The following is a 15,723-nucleotide window of genomic DNA, read 5'->3' as shown; positions in this document are numbered from 1 at the left end:
TCTCTCGGGATCGCCTCAGCTGGCGGTCCCCATCCGGACAGAATAGCAATAAGGAGCAGAAGATGCCCGCCCGAAAGGAATCCCCAGCGGTCCAGTCGATCCGCAAGGAACAGAAAGAGCAACGAAAGACCAAAGCAGTCAATGAGCTGGACAAGGCACTGGAAGATACGTTCCCTGCCTCGGACCCGATTTCCACCACCCATACGGCGGTGTCATCGAAACGCGTTGCTTCCGATCAAAAGAGTGAATCGGTCCGGCGCTCGCATGTCGACACGTTTGAAGACGATCAGCCCGTTAAAGACAAAGCGCCGCGCGCAGCGCGTAATCGCAGCAGCCAAAGTGCCGACGCACGCGCCAATCGAGGTGAAGTCCGTGCGCTTTATCGGGCTGCACGACAAGTCACGAGATCTTATCCTGAGAGATCGCTCATCGAAGACGATGCAGCGCCGTCGGATAGCCGAGATATTGCCAGCGAAATTCAGCAGCGCATTCGCGAGAAGCCGGTCGCCAGCTTGCTGGTAGCGGCCGCTATTGGATTTGTCTTCGCGTTGCGACGCTGAATTTGGTCGCGTCTCGCGCGGCGTGGCAGCGACCTTTTGAGGATTTGCATACTGCCGCAGTCCGGCTTTGACACCACATAGTAAGCCTCATGCCAAGTTGCGCGCCGCGATGAGCGGCGCGCAACTTGCGTCAATTGACAGCAGTCCATTTGCTGCGAACGTCATCGGCATCCTTGCTCAGATGCACATGCGCGTCGACGTGATCCACCCAGTCCAATGGGATCAGATGATGCTGGCCATCGTCGGAATCCGTCTTGGTCAGCCTGATGCGACTGGACCCCTCCATATGGTCGACCGTGCCGATATGGCTTCCGTCCGAGGCCCTGACTTCCATGTGTTCCTGGATTTGTTCCGGACTGATCATTGCTTTCTCCTTCCGCCGATTGTGGACGATGAACTCAAACTACGGCGACCTCGACTTGTTCCTGCCGTGTCCATCGAAAGCTCAAAGCGGTTCATTGATGATCCCGCCCGATATCAGACCTTCGAAAAGGTGCCGGATCCCTTCGCTGTGATCCGGTGCCAAAATTGCTCATTCGCACGCATGCAAAATGTATATACAAATAAATGCCTTCATCTGTATAAAACGGTGAGCATTTCATTTCCCCAGGAGGAGTACGCGATGAGCAATGCAGGAGAGGGGTTCGCAGAGCGCAGAACCATTGACAGAATACCGGAGACGGAACGCCACGGCTTTCCGCGGGATCAATTCACCCTGTGGTTTGGAGCCAATCTCCAGATCACGGCGGTTCTGGACGGGGCGCTCGCTGTCGTCTTCGGCGCGGAAGCTTTCAGCGCGATCGTAGGATTGGCTCTCGGCAATATTCTGGGCGGGATCGTGATGGCGCTTCACTCCGCTCAGGGTCCTCGCCTCGGCCTGCCGCAGATGATCAGCAGCCGCGCCCAGTTTGGCGTCAAGGGCGCCACTCTCCCATTGCTCCTCGTCATTCTGATGTATCTCGGCTTTGCCGCCACTGGCACCGTATTGGCCGGCGAAGCCACGAACCTTCTGATAGGCTCCTCCACCCCGGCGGTTGGCATGATCATCTTCGGCGTCCTGACGGCCGTGATCGCGCTTGTCGGTTACAAGGTTATCCACATCATGGGCCGGATCGCCACGGTGATCAGCATCCTCGGCTTTGCATATCTGGCCTATCAGCTCTTCCAGCAGTATGACGTTCACTCCGCCTTCGGCCAGAAGCCGGCGACGATTGCGACCTTCCTGCTCGCGGTGTCGCTTTCGGCCGGCTGGCAGTTGACCTACGCTCCCTACGTTGCGGATTATTCCCGCTATCTCCCGTCTTCGACATCAGACGGCAAGGCGTTCTTCTATACGCTTCTCGGCTCCGCGATCGCATCGCAGCTCGCCATGACGTTCGGGGTTCTGGTCGCTGCGCTCGGCGCGAAATTCCTGTCGAACCAGGTCGGATTTCTGGGAACGCTGGCCGGGCGAGGCGCGGTTCTTGTCTATATCGTCATCATCTGCGGAAAGCTGACGATCAATTGCCTGAACGCCTATGGCGGCTTCATGGCAATCCTGACGACCTTCACGTCTTTCAGCAATCAGACCCGCATCTCCAAGGGCGCCAGAGCGGCCTATATCATCGGGTTCGTGGTCCTGTCGGTCCTGATCGCTGTGCTCGCCAGTGCTGACTTCCTCTCGGCATTCAAGAATTTCGTTCTGATGCTTCTCGCCGTTTTCGTGCCGTGGAGCGCGATCAACCTTGTCGACTATTACCTCATCTCGAAAGAGAAAGTGGACATCCCGGCCCTTTACGATCCCAATGGACGCTATGGCGCCTACAACTGGACGGCGCTCGGATGCTACGTTCTCGGCGTCGTGGTCCAGATACCGCTGCTCAACCAGCCTCTCTATGAGGGACCGATTGCCGTCATGCTCAACGATGCAGACATCTCATGGGCCGTCAGCCTCGTCGTGACCAGTGTGGTCTACTATCTGCTGCAGCGGAACGCGAAAATCGCGCCGAGCGAAATGATCCTGGACGCCAAAGCCCGGGGCTGATCGCGAATTAAAGATCCCGGCGTTCGGTGAATTTCACTCCACGCCGGCTCACGTGACGAACGGCCGCCCGACGACATCGGGCGGCCGTTTGCGCTTTGAGGTAAGGTACTGAAGACAGCCTGCGCCGTCTGGCTGGCGCCGAAAACCAGCCACAGCGTTTACAGGACAGCCGTCATCACTTACGGGATGGCCTGGCGAACGAGTTTGAGGAAATGGACCATGTTGATCAAGCAAAGCGACTACCACCGGATTTATCGGGTCATCAACAGCCTGCTGATCAACGAGAATGCCAACCCCACGACGGCTTCCATGTATTTCAGCACCTTCGGGGCCTTCATTCTCGAGCAACACTACAAGCTCAAGGCCAAGCCGAAGAGCGGGCTTGCCGCCTATAATCTTGACGGGAAGCGCATTCTTTTCGCCGATCATCGCCCGGACGGCTATGTCTCGGGTGCGGGAGAGAACTTTCATTGCTGGGTCGAGGCAAACGATTGGGCAATCGACTTCATGGCGCCCGCCTTTCGCGAAAGCGCTCCTGACCTCGCACTTCAAGCAAAAATGTTCCAGCGGCCGCTCTCATCCATGGCCGCGTCCGTCAATGACCTCAATCAATCGGGCGATTTCTTCTATCAGTCGGAACCCGAGGCCGCCAACCGGCGCTTTGCCGATTGGAAGAAGCAATCCATGATCGGCGACCTTGCCATCGTCGCCACGAACTGGTTTCGGAAATCTCCGAAGCAGATGCAATCGTCAATCACCGTGCGCGATCAATCGGGCAAGTCAACGACCGTTCCGCTTGTCGGCAATTCTCTGGTCGGCGCCTGGTAACAGGACAACAATTCACCGACCGGAAAAGCGTGGATCATTACGACGATACTGATGGGCTTTGCGCGCCGGTCGTCACGAGTTCCGGCTTGTCCCGCTAGCTGAAAATCAGCTCTTGTTGATCCGACAAGAGGTATAAAACGCGTCCTCGATACCGCCAAGATATAGCTGTTGACATTTACTAAGGTTATCTTATCATTAGGGTGCTGAATTTGATTGACCTCCAGTCCAGCAAAAGACGGTTCAGTTTTTCCCTAGACTGGACCGTTTTGCGTTTGGCCCACCCCTTTGAAAACTGACCCGTTTTCTACCGCAGTCTGAGGCCCGCCTCGGCTTTTTCGGTCATGCCTCCCCACATCTTTCATCCTTCCGCCCTCCGAAGGGACATGCGCGCATCGCAGCATGTGCTCGATGCTGATCCGATCCTCACCCCATACGTCCGGGAACATTGGTCCGTTGGCATTGTTTGAACCTCACCAACAAGGGAGGTTTGAACATGAAGACGCTTATGCTTGCTTCGCTCGGCGCATTACTCTTCGCGACTTCGTCATTTGCGCAGAGCGAGACGCCTAAAACGTCGCAGACGACACCTGCCATCGATACCGAAAACAATCCGGGAGCACCCGTTGCGGGAAAGAACAGCTTCACGGAAAGCCAGGCAAGGTCGCACATCGAAAAAGCCGGCTACAAGAATATTCAAGGCTTGAAACTGGACAGCCAAGGTGTTTGGCGTGCCACCGCTTCCAAGAATGGCAAGTCGGCAGCCGTATCCCTGGATTTCCAGGGCAATGTCACGATGGCGAAGTAACCAACCCAATCGAGGAGATTTGCTATGAAAACAGTGACCGGACTTTATGACAGCTATGATGATGCCCGCTCGGCGGTGAAATCGCTGGAGGATGCCGGCATACCGTCGAACGACATCAGCATCGTGACCCGCAAGGCAAACGGCGTCGATGTCGAAGGACAAGGCAGCTATGGAGCGGAAGGCGCCGGAACGGGGGCCGGCATCGGTGCGGTGGCCGGCGGTGCCGGCGGATTACTCGCCGGGCTCGGAATGATTGCGATACCTGGCGTGGGGCCGGTTGTCGCCGCAGGCTGGCTGGCAGCAACAGCCGCGGGCGCTGTCGCCGGTGCTGTGGCGGGCGGAGCCGTCGGCGGCGTCGTTGGCGCGCTGATCAAGGAAGGTGTTCCCGAGGAGGATGCCCACCTTTACGCCGAAAGCGTCAGAAGAGGCGCATCCTTGGTAACGGCCCGCGTCGAAGACGATCGTGTCTCCCAGGCACAGTCGATCATCGAAAGCCACCGCCTCGTCAATCTCAGCGAACGTCGCGCAAGTTACGCTGAAGAGGGATGGAGCCGCTTTGACGAGAGCGCGGATCCTTATACGGACGAGCAGATCGCTATGGAACGGGAGCGCTATCTCGCGCACCGAGCCTAGATTTGAATTCGCGGTGCCGGGCTGACATGTGCCCGGCACCGTCTTTCCCCTACCCCGCAGTTTTGCCGAGCCTTCCGCACAAGAGAAGCGATCGGCCCGCTACGCACAGTGCCGCCACGGCACGAATCTCCATCATTCTCAACTAACCCATTTCCGACCAGCAACAATCTTTCAGCACGCAGCTTGAGCAAACGGCTGCACGGCATGCTCCACGCACGCACGCTATCGTTAGTTGGATAACAGCCCTCAGCCGATCGATCGGAAACCACCACTGTCCGCTTGCGTACCAACGGGTTTACCGGCGGAACATCGGGTCTTCAGGAGCATTGCTCTCTTATCATTTTAGGAGGAAATGAAATGCTCGCGACCGCTCAAGCTTCTGTGCAAAACGATTTGATCGCCTTGCTCCCCGCCCTGCGTAATTTTGCACGGCGTTTCGTTTCCAATCAGACTGATATCGATGATCTCACGCAGGAGACAGTCACCAAGGTACTCGGTCATCTGGATAGTTTTACGCCCGGAACCAGTCTCAAGAGCTGGGCTTTCACCATCATGCGAAACACCTTCCTGACCGATTACAAGCGGCGGACGCGCGTTCAGCTCCGTGCAATGGATGACAGACTTTTCGAGATCGCCATTCCATCCTGCCAGCAGCATTCCATCTACGTCGCCGAAGTCGGCCTCGCCCTCGATCGACTTCCCAACTACCAGCGCGAAGCGCTTTTGATGATCGTGGACGGCGTATCTTATGAAAGGGCGGCGCAGCGTTGCGGCTGTGAAATCGGTACGATCAAGAGCCGTGTCTCGCGGGCAAGGGCAGCTCTGGTCGAAATGTTGGGCGAAAGCTCACTGCATGGCGCCGCATCCATCCATTAATGTCGCCAATGCATCTGTAACCCGGCTGCAGAAACATGTGCAGGCTAAGTAAACCGTTAAACCCGCCGGCAAGCCAATCGGAAGAGAGCTGGCAGTTCGCTCCCCTAAGCTTGACTAGCATTCGCAAAAGAACAGGCTGGCCAGCCACAGATATTTCCATAAAACCTTGTGCAAATAACCGCTTATCGCGCCGACGACGGGCTTCGCCCCCAGCACGAAATATCCTTTTTGGCGACAGCCAGTGCGCGAGCGTCCGCCAGCGTACCTAAAATCATAGTGGATGCTGGGATGCTATAGAATCGTTGTCCATACAAAGAAGTTTAGGGCATGCCGGTCAGGACCCGATCTCATGCCCGCTCTCAAGCGAGAACCATGCCTGATCTAAAGCGCTCAATAACAAGAAACCGGCTTTTAGCGCGCCTGCCCGAGGACGAATTCGAAAGCATCCGCCAGCAGCTTGAACCTGCCGATCTCGCGCGCGGTTTTGCGATCGCCGGTGCCGACAGGCTGATAGAGGATGTCTACTTCCTCTGCAGCGGCATAGCGTCGGTGGTCACGATTTCCGCAGACGGCCAGCGGGCAGAGGCAGGCATGTTCGGGCGGGAGGGCTTTTCCCCAATGCCTGCCGGTGTCGGCGGTACGATGAGTGTTCATGAGGTCTTCATGCAGGTGGAGGGTGACGGCTTCCGCATGCCGCTGCAGCTTTTGTTGCAGGCCCTGCCGGAACATCCGGTTTTCGCCAATCTGCTGGCGCGATTCATACAAACCTTTGCATCGCAGATTTCCTATACCGCATTGTGCAATGCCAATTGCCAGGTCGATGAACGCCTCGCCCGGTGGCTGCTCATGTGCCACGACCGTGTCGACGGCGACGAGATCGCTCTGACGCATGAATTTATTTCCGCAACGCTCAGTGTTCGGCGACCGAGTGTCACGACGGCGCTGCATGTTCTCGAGGGCAAGAAACTCGTTCGGGCAGAGCGCGGTCGCATTACCATCCGCGACCGCAAGGGAATGGAGGAGTTCGCCGGAAGCTCTTACGGAAAGCCCGAGGAAGAATATCGCCGGCTGATCGGCGATTTCTGACGGATCTCATTTCAGATGGTCGCGGACCACATCATGAAATGAGATCGAGAATTGCGGTTCATTTGCGTCATTTTGCACGTCGATATATTCGTCGGGCACGATCTGACCATTCTTGATGCTGGCAGCCACGAGCTCTTGAACGGCCCTGAGCGCGCTGACACGCGCGTCATCGACGGAGGCGAATTCGTCTCCTTCCCGGTCAGGGACCGTTTCGCCATTTCGGCGGATATGGAAAAAATAGCGGGTCATAGGGGCTGCTTCGGTTTCAACGTTTACCGCGAATGCCGCCGGCGCGATTCCAAACGACATCAAAAGAGATCCTTCATCAGGCGCTTATACTCCTCTTCCGGTTTGCCATATGCATCATGAGCGAACTCTTCTAGCGCCGGTCGGTTCCGGATTGTGATGTTTCCCCGCTGCGACAGAATAAACCCGTTGCCCTCGAGCACGTGCAAAGACGTCGTCACGCTCGGCCGGCGGACTGCGAGCATCAAGGAGATGAATTCGTGCGTGAGGGCGATCTCATTGCCGGAAACACGATCGTGGCACATCAACAGCCATCGCGCCAATCGCTCGCTGACTTCGTGAAGCGCGTTGGAAATCGCCGTATAGGCCAACTGAACGGCGAATGCCTCGATCGAACGGATCATCAGCTTGTTCAGATTTCTGTTCTTCTCCATGAAATGACGAAACAGGTCGTAATCCATCCGATAGGCTTCGGCATCCAGCTGGATGATGACGTCATGGGCGTTGAATTCAGTGCCGGCGACGGCGGATGTCGGGACGTAGCCATCGAAACCGAAAACACCTGCTTCGGCACGCCGCCCCTCCGGCGTGGTTGCGATGATCGAGCCGATGCCGGTTGTCAGGAAGTAGACATAATCTATCGGCTGGCCGGCTTCGCCAAGCAGGGTGCCACGCGGCAGCACGACACGCTCCAGACCTGGCGCAATTTGCTCGTAGTCCGGCGAAGGGAGTATCGACAACAGCTTATTCTGCATCATCGACTGTTGGGGAGCTGGCATTCGTGCGCTTCCTCCTGGTTTGGCAGGATCACGCAACGCGCCTACCGTTTAAGCTCTGGCCAGTCTCCAGACGTGGCCAGACTACTCTTGTCCGTAAAGCGATACAACAAATGTACGCTATCGGACTGAGGCGCGCATATTGTGGCAGCCACGAAATAAGGCCCGCCCAAAAGGATGCATACGCCGTATCGACATCCTGTCGCCGACATCGCGTGCAAGCAGACGCTCGCCGAAAGCGATTGCTCGACTTTAACGCGACGAAGATGGATTGGAAAAACATTTCCTCCAATTTTTCAGCGAATTGGGAACACTGACCACGGTTCGGCGTTTGGTGCCCATCGATCATAAATAGCGTGTAGGAGTGGCATCATGGAGCGCGTTGAGCCGGCGAAAACAGGGGTCGAAATCTCCATCAAGGTTTGGTCGGTCACCGAGTTTTCAAAGCGGCATAATTTGAAGGCCGATGAGGAGCGGAGGCTCCTTCAACTGTTTGGTCCATTCGCTACTGCCGCCGAACTTCACCACAATATCGAGCGCAAACCACGATGGCGCTGAAAGCACGTCAATTGCTGAGCAGGACGACCTGCAGTTAAAGCGCCATACGCGTCGAATGTCCCTTTTTAAGGAACAGTTGAATGCCGGGGTCGTTATTCCAGTCTCAAGGAGATTGATATGTCGAATGTTTCCAAAGCGGGCAATGACGACGTTAACAACGCCACAACCTCGAACACGTTCGGGTTATCCGTCGAAAGCAAAGCCCAGATTGCGGATGCGGCGGCCGTCGGTGCCTCGGGTATTGGCGGTGAACCATTGAACATCTATCGCCTGGAACCTATCGCCGCCCCTGACGATCCGCGTTGGGCAAATTCACCGGGACATGGCGTGATCGTGGTTGCAGCAAGAACCAGCGGCGATGCGCGGATCGTGGCGATGAGCCGTGAACTCGATTTCATGGAGGTCGATTCAGCGCCGGCTGATGACGTGACCACCATGAATGCCAGCGCATTCAGAGACGACAAGCTTTATACCGTCATCGAGATCGACCGCAACCGCACCGACGTATCGCGCGGCGTCATCGAAGGTCAGGTCTCGGTGGATACGATCCGGCCCGTAGAGCCGGACTGATCGACACGATCACCACATTCGATGACGATCGTGCCGATGTGTTCAAGCCGATATGAAGGATCTCAGAATCCGACCGTCATTCGGCTTCCAGCGTTTAGCGAACAGACTTGAAGGCTGCGCGTAGCTCTTCCGAAAAGAGCTGTGGCTGTTCCCACGCTGCAAAATGCCCGCCTTTTGCGACCTGATGATAGTAATAGAGCGAAGGATAGGCTGCCTTGCTCCAGCTTTCAGGCGCGCGATAGATTTCGCCCGGAAAGACGGAGATTGATACTGGCACCTTGATATCCCGGGTCTTCTGGGCATCGGCGCTGAAATTGTTGTTGTTGTTTTCCCAGTAGAATCGCGAGGACGATGCCCCGGAATTCGTCAGCCAGTAGAGAGTGATATCGTTCAGCATTTCGTCTCTCGACAGAACCCGCTCCGGAACGCCGTCGCTATCGCTCCACTGCGCAAACTTTTCGTACATCCATGCGGCAAGGCCTGACGGCGAATCCGACAGCGAATAGCCGATGGTTTGCGGTCGCGTGACCATCATGGCGCCATAGGCAGCGTTTCGCCCGAAGAAGCTGCTGAGCGAGTGGAATGCTTCAGCTTCGGGTTTAGGAAGATTTGCCGGCGTCGGATCGCCGTTATTGATGGGCTTTACAAGCGCGGCCGGGATCGTGGCGGGCATATTCAAATGTATAGCGAGCAAGCCCTTCGGCGCCTGACGCGCGAGTGCATCGGAAATGACCGAACCATGATCGCCGCCTTGGGATACATAATGCGTGTAGCCCAACCGCTTCATCAAAACGTCCCAGGCATGCGCTGTCCGCTCAGGCCCCCAGCCAAGATCGGTCGGCTTGCCCGAGAATCCGTATCCCGGGATCGACGGGATGACGACGTCGAATGCATCTTCGGCGCGGCCGCCATAGGCCGTGGGGTCGGTCAACGGCCCGATGGTCTTGATGAATTCGAAAGTCGAACCCGGCCAGCCATGGGTCAGGATGACGGGAAGTGCATTGGGATGGCGGGAGCGGACGTGAATGAACTGGATGTCGACGCCATCGATCGTCGTCACGAATTCCGGCAGGGCATTGAGCTGCGCTTCGGCCTTGCGCCAGTCGTAGTCCGTACCCCAATAACGCACGAGTTCCTGAACACGCGCCAGCTGGATGCCTTGCGAGATATCGTTGACGGTCTCCTTGTCGGGCCAACGCGTGTCGGCAATTCGCCGGCGCAGGTCGTCAAGTTGCGATTGCGGAACGTTGATCTTGAACGGACGTATGCTTTCATCGGCGCCGGCGCTCTGGGCGGGCGCGCCGGAGGCAGTGTCTGCGGCATTGGCCGGCAAAACATATCCGAGCATCATCGAGCCGACAGCGATTGCCAGGGCTCGATGAGCGAGGTGATACCGAGCGGAAACCTTATCGATCTGGGTCATGAAACACTCTCCTGTGGTTGCGGTGCGAACTGTGATGTCCGCTGACAGGAGGAGTTTTGACGGGTCGACGTATCCGCCATGTTTCCGGAAATAGCCGGAAATGTATCAAATCGTAGAAAGGGAAGCGGTTAATACAGAGCCGACGAACAAAGCACCGAAAACGGCCGATCAGATAACGCCGTGTTTATGTAGTTCGGCTTCCTCGTCACCCGTGATCCAACCGAATACACGCGCCTTTCCGTCGACCACTCTGGTGAGATAGGCATTGGAGAAATCGATCGTCCTCAGTGCATCGTCCAATTCATACCTCGCCCGCCAATCGACATGAACGACTGCGTGGATCGTATCGATCGGTTCGATCCGCATGGCCTCTATTTCCATGCGCCGCGCGCCGATCTGGCAATTGCGGGCGAAGCCAGCCGTCAGCGCCTTCTGGAATTCCTGATCTTTCTTTCCGGTCATGACACCGGTCGGCGACGATCCGATGAACACATCGTCGTAAAGCTCCAACAACGCCACGATATCGGCTTTCCCTGCGAGCGCAGCATTTGTCTGTCGCTCGTATTGCTGAAACAGATCCTGGATAGCCTGTTGCATGGCTGATCTCGCGCTGGCTGATGGTCCTAGACTGTATCCATCTAGATCAACGCGCGCTTGCCGGAATAGTTCTGTCGCAGCAGCTAATATATAGGCTCGATAGCGCGGGGATCCGCCTTTCGGGCCCTGCTTCGAGTTCGATTGCGAAGGAGGCCAACGCGCCTTCGTGACGAGAGCGTTGGCCTCACCCTGCAAGACTAGGTAGGCCGCCTATTGCGCTGAGGCTTCCGACAACTTTATCGGCCCGCCTCAGCCATCCAGGCCTCGGCATCCGCACCGGCCGGGATCCACAGGGGTGCGGCAGGATCTGTGACCGCATGCCAAACTGCCTCGGCGACATCCTGCCCGTAAGTCACAGGCCCTGAACTATCCTGAACCATCCCCACGAATTGCTGGATCAACGGCGCATAATCCGGGTCGTCCAGACCGCGCAGATGCGGGCGAGCATTGGCCCCGAAGCGTGTTTCCGGCGAACGGCCCGGCAGAACGATGTGGACGCGCACGCCGAAAGGCTTCATCTCGACCGCCAATGACTCGGTAAACGCATTCACCGCCGCCTTGCTCGCCCGATAAACACCGACCACCGGCAATGGCTTCAGGGTAACCGTCGAAGTGACATTGATGACGACACCGGCCCGACGAGCGCGCATCTGCGGCAATATTGCCTGCGTCAGCGCGAGAGTTCCGATCGTATTGGTCGCGAAGAGGTCGTTGATCGTTTCGGGAGCCGTCAACTCGATTGGAGACGGCGCGCCGAAGCCGGCATTGTTGACAAGCACATCGACATCGCCTGCCGCTGCAGCCGCCTTGGCGATGCTCTCTGCATCAGTGATATCCAGCGACAATATCCGTAAGCGATCGGACGCCGGTAGCAATTCGGCATTCGGCGCGCGCATGGTGGCGATGACGTTCCAGCCTCGATCTAAGAATAGTTTCGCAGTGTCCAGGCCAAAGCCGGATGAGCAACCTGTAATCAATATGGTGGGCATGAGGATCTCCAAAAAAATGAACGACCCTATGGTAGGGAGACGGCGAAAGACTTTATATATTCTGCAGTCCTCATTTCTTTAGCGTCAGTCCTGATCATGACCATTGACCCACTTGCCGAGATCGTCACCCTGCTGCAGCCGGCCGCTCGTTATTCCAAGCTGGTGGAGTGCGCGGGGTCATGGCGCATTCATCGGGAGTCGACCGGCGAACCATTCTATTGCGCCGTTCTCGAAGGACAGTGCCGCGTAACGTTCAGTGACCATGAACCGATGACCCTGCAAGCCGGCGATTTTGTCCTTGCGCCCGCCATGCGCGACCTGACCAGCGAAAGCATGAGAGCGCCGCCGGGACAGGCTACCACGAACCCAAGGCAAGTCAGCCAAAGCCATTTTCGCGTGGGGCCGCAAGATGGTCCTGTCGACTTGCGGATGCGCATCGGGCATTGCAGCTTCGGTTCGCCAGATGCAGCACTTCTGGTTTCTCTGCTGCCGAAAGTCGTGCTCGTCAGGAACGAGCCGCGACTGGTGACGCTGATGCAATTGGTCGGAGAAGAAACGCATGCCCGGCGACCAGCCAGAGAGATCGTGCTCGAACGACTTCTGGAGGTCCTGCTCATCGAAGCCTTGCGCTGCGGCACGGGAACCGCCGCGACACCGGGCCTGAGCCGCGGACTTGCGGACGAACGGCTGGCGGCGGCGATCTGCGCCTTGCACGCTCGCCCGGAGCACCCCTGGACCATCGCGGAACTCGCAGCCGAGGCGTCATTATCCCGTTCCGCCTTTTTTAGCCGCTTCAGCCGCACCGTCGGCCTTGCCCCGATGGAGTATCTGCTGGCCTGGCGGATGGCGCTCGCCAAACAACTGTTGAACAAGCGCGAGCTGGGGATCGATCAGGTCGCGGAGCGGGTGGGCTATGGATCGGCAAGCACCTTCAGCGTCGCCTTTGCCCGCCATGCCGGAGTGCCGCCCGCCCGATATGCGCGGATGCAACTGAACGATTAAGTCCCGATGGGCGCCATCACCATCCAGGATACAATATCCCCGCCCGTGGTTTCGGGAACCTCGAGCCTGGGCAGGAGTTCCTTCCATGATCTGTCAACGGGAATGCTTCAGGTCCCACAATCGGCCGTCCAGCAGAGGGAAATAGTCGCGATGGAACGAAACGATATCACACCCGCCAACTCGGACGGTGAACCCCAGGTCGAAACCGTGGTGATCATTCCGGAGGAGGCCGTTGCCGTCGAGGTCAATGCGGCAATCTATGAAGAGAGCAGCGCCCGCGAGGCTTTTGCCCTACAGTTAAACGAGGTGCAAACGGAAATCGCCATCATCCGTGCCCGTCTGCAGGCGATCCGTCATCAGGCGGAGGTGGTTACGCGCACGAATATCGGATGGGTCGATGCCTGCGCGCATGATCAGCTCGGTTCTTATCCGTGGCTGAAGCTCTCCGGAGCGGCAGCCGTGGCGTTCATGACGGGAAAGCTGCTTCGTCGAGTGCCGCTCGGCCTCATGGTGATCGCCGCAAGACCGCTTCTCAGCGCGGCCATGAGAGATGGCATGCGCTGAGAGAGGTAAGAAGACCTGTGAGGATCGGCCTTCTTATTGGCAGGCCTATTCGTGTGACAGGTTAAAGCGCCTTTTGCCACGCTTCTGCGGGGTGACCGATGCATTGCGGATGGAATAGGCAACCTCGGAGTGGACGGCATTTCTCCCGGCATGTTTGGCATCGTAAAGTTTGCGGTCGGCCACAGTCAGCATCGCTTTCAATGTCTCGCGAGTGGGATCTCCGCGATAGACGCCAAAGCTCGCAGTCACACGCCCCCTCGGCAGGGGCCCGATGGCTTTCGATTCGAGCTGCGTCCTTAAACGATCGGCGATGGATCGTGCGGCGTCGATATCGGTACCCGGCAGAACGAGGCAGAACTCCTCACCGCCGATCCGCGCGGCAATATCATAGGGGCGCAGGCAGTGCTGGATGGTGGCGCCGGTTGCCATCAGCACCTGGTCGCCGACATCATGGCCGAATTTGTCGTTGATCCCTTTGAAATGATCGAGGTCAAAAACGATGACCGAGATCGCTCTTTGCTCACGAGCAGCACGATTGAGTTCCAAACCGGCGATTTCATTCAGCCAACGGCGATTGCCGAGCCCCGTGAGCACGTCGGTATTGCTCTGACGGCGAAGCTGCAGCAGCGTCGAGTTGAGCTCGCTGACAAGCTGCGACACACCGTTCGTGACGATACCGACTTCATCGCGGCGTTTGCTATAAGCGGTCGTGACCGTCCCGGTTGACCGATAGGTTTCGACGATGCCCGCCACTTCGCGCAACGGGCTGATGAGCATCCACATCGATGCAAGACAAAAGGCCGTTCCCACGAGAGTTGCGCCCAGGACGATCAGAAAAACCAGCGTCGCGTCAGCCTGCAGACCCATGAAAAGATAAACGACAAGTGCCAGGAGCGGCACATGGACAGACAGAAAGCAGATGGAAAAAATCTTGGCGGTCAGCGAAGAATTCAGCATCACTTTAAATCTGGACAGGCGCATTCAAAATTCCTCCGTGTCTACCTTCGCGGAAGCGGAAAATGCCGTTCTCGTCTTATTGGTCCCTTACGAATTTATCTAGGATTTTAGGCAACTAAGCGCCCTTCCAAGGCGCGGATAGCGTAAGGGCCTACAAACCAGGAAATGAAAGCGGATGCTAAATTAAACAAGCAACAGAAATTGTGAAGTTGCCCGAAGACCGCTTCGCTGCGGCTGCGATCCGCCTTCGCTGATGGAGGAGCGACACAATTCACACGAAGAAGCACGCGAACGCTGATGTGATCGCGTGCGTGTAATAGGTCATAGCGCCAGAGGCCGCCCTTTTCGACGGCATCCCGATACGGAATCGTCAGTGCGAGCTTAGATCAGGCCGTACTGTCCTGCCTTGTTTCGCAAAAACGGTAGGCCATTGCCCATGACTTCGGCCTCGTCCTTTGCGACGGGTCGCCAGACCGAAAGACCGTATGCAAGCTCGGGCGGCATGTTGATGAAGCTCTCCATGGCAAGACCGCCCTTGAAGCCGATCGCCGCCAGGGTGGCGAAGATTTCATCCCAATCGCAGGTGCCATAGCCGGGCGTCCCGCGGTCGCTTTCCGAAAGATGGATGTACTTCAGATGATCGCGGGCAGCCAGAATGCCGTTGGCCGCGCCCTTTTCCTCGATGTTCATGTGATAGGTGTCGAGATGGACAAAGACATTTTCCGCGCCGACACGCTCGATCAGTTCGACGGCCTGCCATCCGGTGTTGATCAAATGGTTCTCGTACCGGTTCACCGCTTCGACCCCCAGTTCGATGCCGCGGCTCTTGGCGTGTCTTGCCGCCGCCGCCATCACGCGGGTGATATTATCATATTCAGCCTGCGTCGGTGGAACGCCGGTTCTTTCGCCGATGCCGCCATAGATGACACCGGACAATGCCTCGCCGCCGAGATCGGCCGTCTTGTCGATCGCCACCGTCAGGTGCTCGATGGCGGCGTCCGGACGCACCGACGCCCAGGCGCTTTCCGGAAGGCCGAGCGAGCACACCGCACGCAGTCGATGCTTTTCCAGAAGCGCCTTCGTGTGTGCGGTGTCGACCGCCGGCGGGTTCAGCATCGGAATCTCGATGAAATCCACCTCGTATTTGACGGCGGCGGCGACCGCTCGCTCAGCGCCGGCCCGATCCCAATTCATGGTCCACATGCTCGTGTGAACGCCAAAACCTTCCAT

19 protein-coding genes are annotated in these 15,723 nt (G+C 57.4%); 11 read left to right on the top strand and 8 right to left on the bottom strand.

Annotation, left to right across the window (positions count from 1 at the left end; translation table 11 throughout):
• Positions 1-62 precede the first annotated feature (62 nt).
• Entirely contained in the window at positions 63-560 is a 498-nt protein-coding gene (locus tag HGP17_RS26590) for a hypothetical protein (protein ID WP_168813586.1), read from the top strand.
• A 130-nt stretch (positions 561-690) separates the two neighbouring features.
• Here the strand turns inward: HGP17_RS26590 and HGP17_RS26585 are convergent, their stop codons facing one another.
• Positions 691-924, bottom strand: a complete 234-nt coding sequence (locus tag HGP17_RS26585) for a DUF2171 domain-containing protein (protein ID WP_168813584.1) — start codon at positions 922-924, stop codon at positions 691-693.
• A gap of 258 nt (positions 925-1,182) precedes the next feature.
• Between HGP17_RS26585 and HGP17_RS26580 the strand changes: the two genes are divergently transcribed.
• The 6 genes from HGP17_RS26580 (at position 1,183) to HGP17_RS26555 (ending at position 6,811) form a co-directional block, all read left to right on the top strand.
• Entirely contained in the window at positions 1,183-2,583 is a 1,401-nt protein-coding gene (locus HGP17_RS26580) for a cytosine permease (RefSeq protein ID WP_168813582.1), read from the top strand.
• A 219-nt stretch (positions 2,584-2,802) separates the two neighbouring features.
• The gene (locus HGP17_RS26575; RefSeq protein ID WP_168813580.1) at positions 2,803-3,411 is read left to right on the top strand and encodes a DUF2026 family protein; all 609 of its coding nucleotides are present in this window, start codon (positions 2,803-2,805) and stop codon (positions 3,409-3,411) included.
• Between the two features lie 493 nt (positions 3,412-3,904).
• Positions 3,905-4,216 carry a PepSY domain-containing protein gene (locus HGP17_RS26570; RefSeq protein WP_168813578.1) on the top strand — a complete coding sequence of 104 codons (312 nt, stop codon included), beginning with the start codon at positions 3,905-3,907 and terminating at the stop codon, positions 4,214-4,216.
• 24 nt (positions 4,217-4,240) lie between these two features.
• Entirely contained in the window at positions 4,241-4,849 is a 609-nt protein-coding gene (locus HGP17_RS26565; protein WP_168813576.1) for a general stress protein, read from the top strand.
• Between the two features lie 357 nt (positions 4,850-5,206).
• Positions 5,207-5,725: a sigma-70 family RNA polymerase sigma factor gene (locus HGP17_RS26560; RefSeq protein WP_168813574.1), complete on the top strand. Its 519-nt coding sequence runs from the start codon at positions 5,207-5,209 to the stop codon at positions 5,723-5,725.
• Positions 5,726-6,097: 372 nt separating this feature from the next.
• Positions 6,098-6,811, top strand: a complete 714-nt coding sequence (locus HGP17_RS26555; protein ID WP_168813573.1) for a Crp/Fnr family transcriptional regulator — start codon at positions 6,098-6,100, stop codon at positions 6,809-6,811.
• A gap of 6 nt (positions 6,812-6,817) precedes the next feature.
• On the opposite strand, the gene HGP17_RS26550 is transcribed toward HGP17_RS26555, so the two are convergent.
• Positions 6,818-7,120 (bottom strand): hypothetical protein, encoded by a 303-nt coding sequence (locus HGP17_RS26550; RefSeq protein WP_168813571.1) that lies wholly within the window; start codon positions 7,118-7,120, stop codon positions 6,818-6,820.
• Positions 7,120-7,836, bottom strand: coding sequence for a Crp/Fnr family transcriptional regulator (locus tag HGP17_RS26545; protein WP_168813569.1), 717 nt, complete (start codon positions 7,834-7,836; stop codon positions 7,120-7,122). The genes HGP17_RS26550 and HGP17_RS26545 overlap by 1 nt, the downstream gene beginning before the upstream one ends.
• Positions 7,837-8,205: 369 nt before the next feature.
• On the opposite strand from HGP17_RS26545, the gene HGP17_RS26540 reads away from it, so the two are divergent.
• Both HGP17_RS26540 and HGP17_RS26535 read left to right on the top strand, forming a co-directional pair.
• Complete coding sequence (locus HGP17_RS26540; protein WP_168813567.1) at positions 8,206-8,391, top strand: hypothetical protein; 186 nt, start codon at positions 8,206-8,208, stop codon at positions 8,389-8,391.
• A gap of 117 nt (positions 8,392-8,508) precedes the next feature.
• Positions 8,509-8,961 carry a hypothetical protein gene (locus tag HGP17_RS26535; RefSeq protein ID WP_168813565.1) on the top strand — a complete coding sequence of 151 codons (453 nt, stop codon included), beginning with the start codon at positions 8,509-8,511 and terminating at the stop codon, positions 8,959-8,961.
• A gap of 94 nt (positions 8,962-9,055) precedes the next feature.
• Here the strand turns inward: HGP17_RS26535 and HGP17_RS26530 are convergent, their stop codons facing one another.
• From HGP17_RS26530 to HGP17_RS26520, 3 genes are all read right to left on the bottom strand, one after another.
• Positions 9,056-10,384 (bottom strand): epoxide hydrolase family protein, encoded by a 1,329-nt coding sequence (locus HGP17_RS26530; protein ID WP_168813562.1) that lies wholly within the window; start codon positions 10,382-10,384, stop codon positions 9,056-9,058.
• A gap of 168 nt (positions 10,385-10,552) precedes the next feature.
• Positions 10,553-10,981, bottom strand: coding sequence for a nuclear transport factor 2 family protein (locus HGP17_RS26525; protein ID WP_168813558.1), 429 nt, complete (start codon positions 10,979-10,981; stop codon positions 10,553-10,555).
• Between the two features lie 236 nt (positions 10,982-11,217).
• Positions 11,218-11,970, bottom strand: a complete 753-nt coding sequence (locus tag HGP17_RS26520) for an SDR family oxidoreductase (RefSeq protein WP_168813556.1) — start codon at positions 11,968-11,970, stop codon at positions 11,218-11,220.
• A 96-nt stretch (positions 11,971-12,066) separates the two neighbouring features.
• On the opposite strand from HGP17_RS26520, the gene HGP17_RS26515 reads away from it, so the two are divergent.
• A complete protein-coding gene (locus HGP17_RS26515) occupies positions 12,067-12,972 on the top strand; it encodes an AraC family transcriptional regulator (RefSeq protein WP_168813555.1) in 906 nt (301 codons plus the stop codon).
• Positions 12,973-13,122: 150 nt separating this feature from the next.
• Complete coding sequence (locus HGP17_RS26510; RefSeq protein ID WP_168813554.1) at positions 13,123-13,536, top strand: hypothetical protein; 414 nt, start codon at positions 13,123-13,125, stop codon at positions 13,534-13,536.
• 45 nt (positions 13,537-13,581) lie between these two features.
• Here the strand turns inward: HGP17_RS26510 and HGP17_RS26505 are convergent, their stop codons facing one another.
• A complete protein-coding gene (locus HGP17_RS26505) occupies positions 13,582-14,517 on the bottom strand; it encodes a GGDEF domain-containing protein (RefSeq protein WP_168813553.1) in 936 nt (311 codons plus the stop codon).
• 357 nt (positions 14,518-14,874) lie between these two features.
• On the bottom strand, positions 14,875-15,723 hold the full coding sequence (locus HGP17_RS26500) for a sugar phosphate isomerase/epimerase (protein ID WP_168813552.1): 849 nt from the start codon (positions 15,721-15,723) through the stop codon (positions 14,875-14,877).

Source organism: Rhizobium sp. P38BS-XIX, assembly GCF_012641435.1.
Lineage (GTDB): Bacteria > Pseudomonadota > Alphaproteobacteria > Rhizobiales > Rhizobiaceae > Rhizobium.
This window is presented reverse-complemented; position numbering and strand designations above follow the sequence as displayed.

Bases quoted from the DNA above. Each gene is read 5' to 3' on its own strand.
- HGP17_RS26590 (WP_168813586.1), top strand. From the start codon at position 63: ATGCCCGCCCGAAAGGAATCCCCAGCGGTCCAGTCGATCCGCAAGGAA.
- HGP17_RS26585 (WP_168813584.1), bottom strand. From the start codon at position 924: ATGATCAGTCCGGAACAAATCCAGGAACACATGGAAGTCAGGGCCTCG.
- HGP17_RS26580 (WP_168813582.1), top strand. From the start codon at position 1,183: ATGAGCAATGCAGGAGAGGGGTTCGCAGAGCGCAGAACCATTGACAGA.
- HGP17_RS26575 (WP_168813580.1), top strand. From the start codon at position 2,803: ATGTTGATCAAGCAAAGCGACTACCACCGGATTTATCGGGTCATCAAC.
- HGP17_RS26570 (WP_168813578.1), top strand. From the start codon at position 3,905: ATGAAGACGCTTATGCTTGCTTCGCTCGGCGCATTACTCTTCGCGACT.
- HGP17_RS26565 (WP_168813576.1), top strand. From the start codon at position 4,241: ATGAAAACAGTGACCGGACTTTATGACAGCTATGATGATGCCCGCTCG.
- HGP17_RS26560 (WP_168813574.1), top strand. From the start codon at position 5,207: ATGCTCGCGACCGCTCAAGCTTCTGTGCAAAACGATTTGATCGCCTTG.
- HGP17_RS26555 (WP_168813573.1), top strand. From the start codon at position 6,098: ATGCCTGATCTAAAGCGCTCAATAACAAGAAACCGGCTTTTAGCGCGC.
- HGP17_RS26550 (WP_168813571.1), bottom strand. From the start codon at position 7,120: ATGTCGTTTGGAATCGCGCCGGCGGCATTCGCGGTAAACGTTGAAACC.
- HGP17_RS26545 (WP_168813569.1), bottom strand. From the start codon at position 7,836: ATGCCAGCTCCCCAACAGTCGATGATGCAGAATAAGCTGTTGTCGATA.
- HGP17_RS26540 (WP_168813567.1), top strand. From the start codon at position 8,206: ATGGAGCGCGTTGAGCCGGCGAAAACAGGGGTCGAAATCTCCATCAAG.
- HGP17_RS26535 (WP_168813565.1), top strand. From the start codon at position 8,509: ATGTCGAATGTTTCCAAAGCGGGCAATGACGACGTTAACAACGCCACA.
- HGP17_RS26530 (WP_168813562.1), bottom strand. From the start codon at position 10,384: ATGACCCAGATCGATAAGGTTTCCGCTCGGTATCACCTCGCTCATCGA.
- HGP17_RS26525 (WP_168813558.1), bottom strand. From the start codon at position 10,981: ATGCAACAGGCTATCCAGGATCTGTTTCAGCAATACGAGCGACAGACA.
- HGP17_RS26520 (WP_168813556.1), bottom strand. From the start codon at position 11,970: ATGCCCACCATATTGATTACAGGTTGCTCATCCGGCTTTGGCCTGGAC.
- HGP17_RS26515 (WP_168813555.1), top strand. From the start codon at position 12,067: ATGACCATTGACCCACTTGCCGAGATCGTCACCCTGCTGCAGCCGGCC.
- HGP17_RS26510 (WP_168813554.1), top strand. From the start codon at position 13,123: ATGGAACGAAACGATATCACACCCGCCAACTCGGACGGTGAACCCCAG.
- HGP17_RS26505 (WP_168813553.1), bottom strand. From the start codon at position 14,517: ATGCGCCTGTCCAGATTTAAAGTGATGCTGAATTCTTCGCTGACCGCC.
- HGP17_RS26500 (WP_168813552.1), bottom strand. From the start codon at position 15,723: ATGGAAGGTTTTGGCGTTCACACGAGCATGTGGACCATGAATTGGGAT.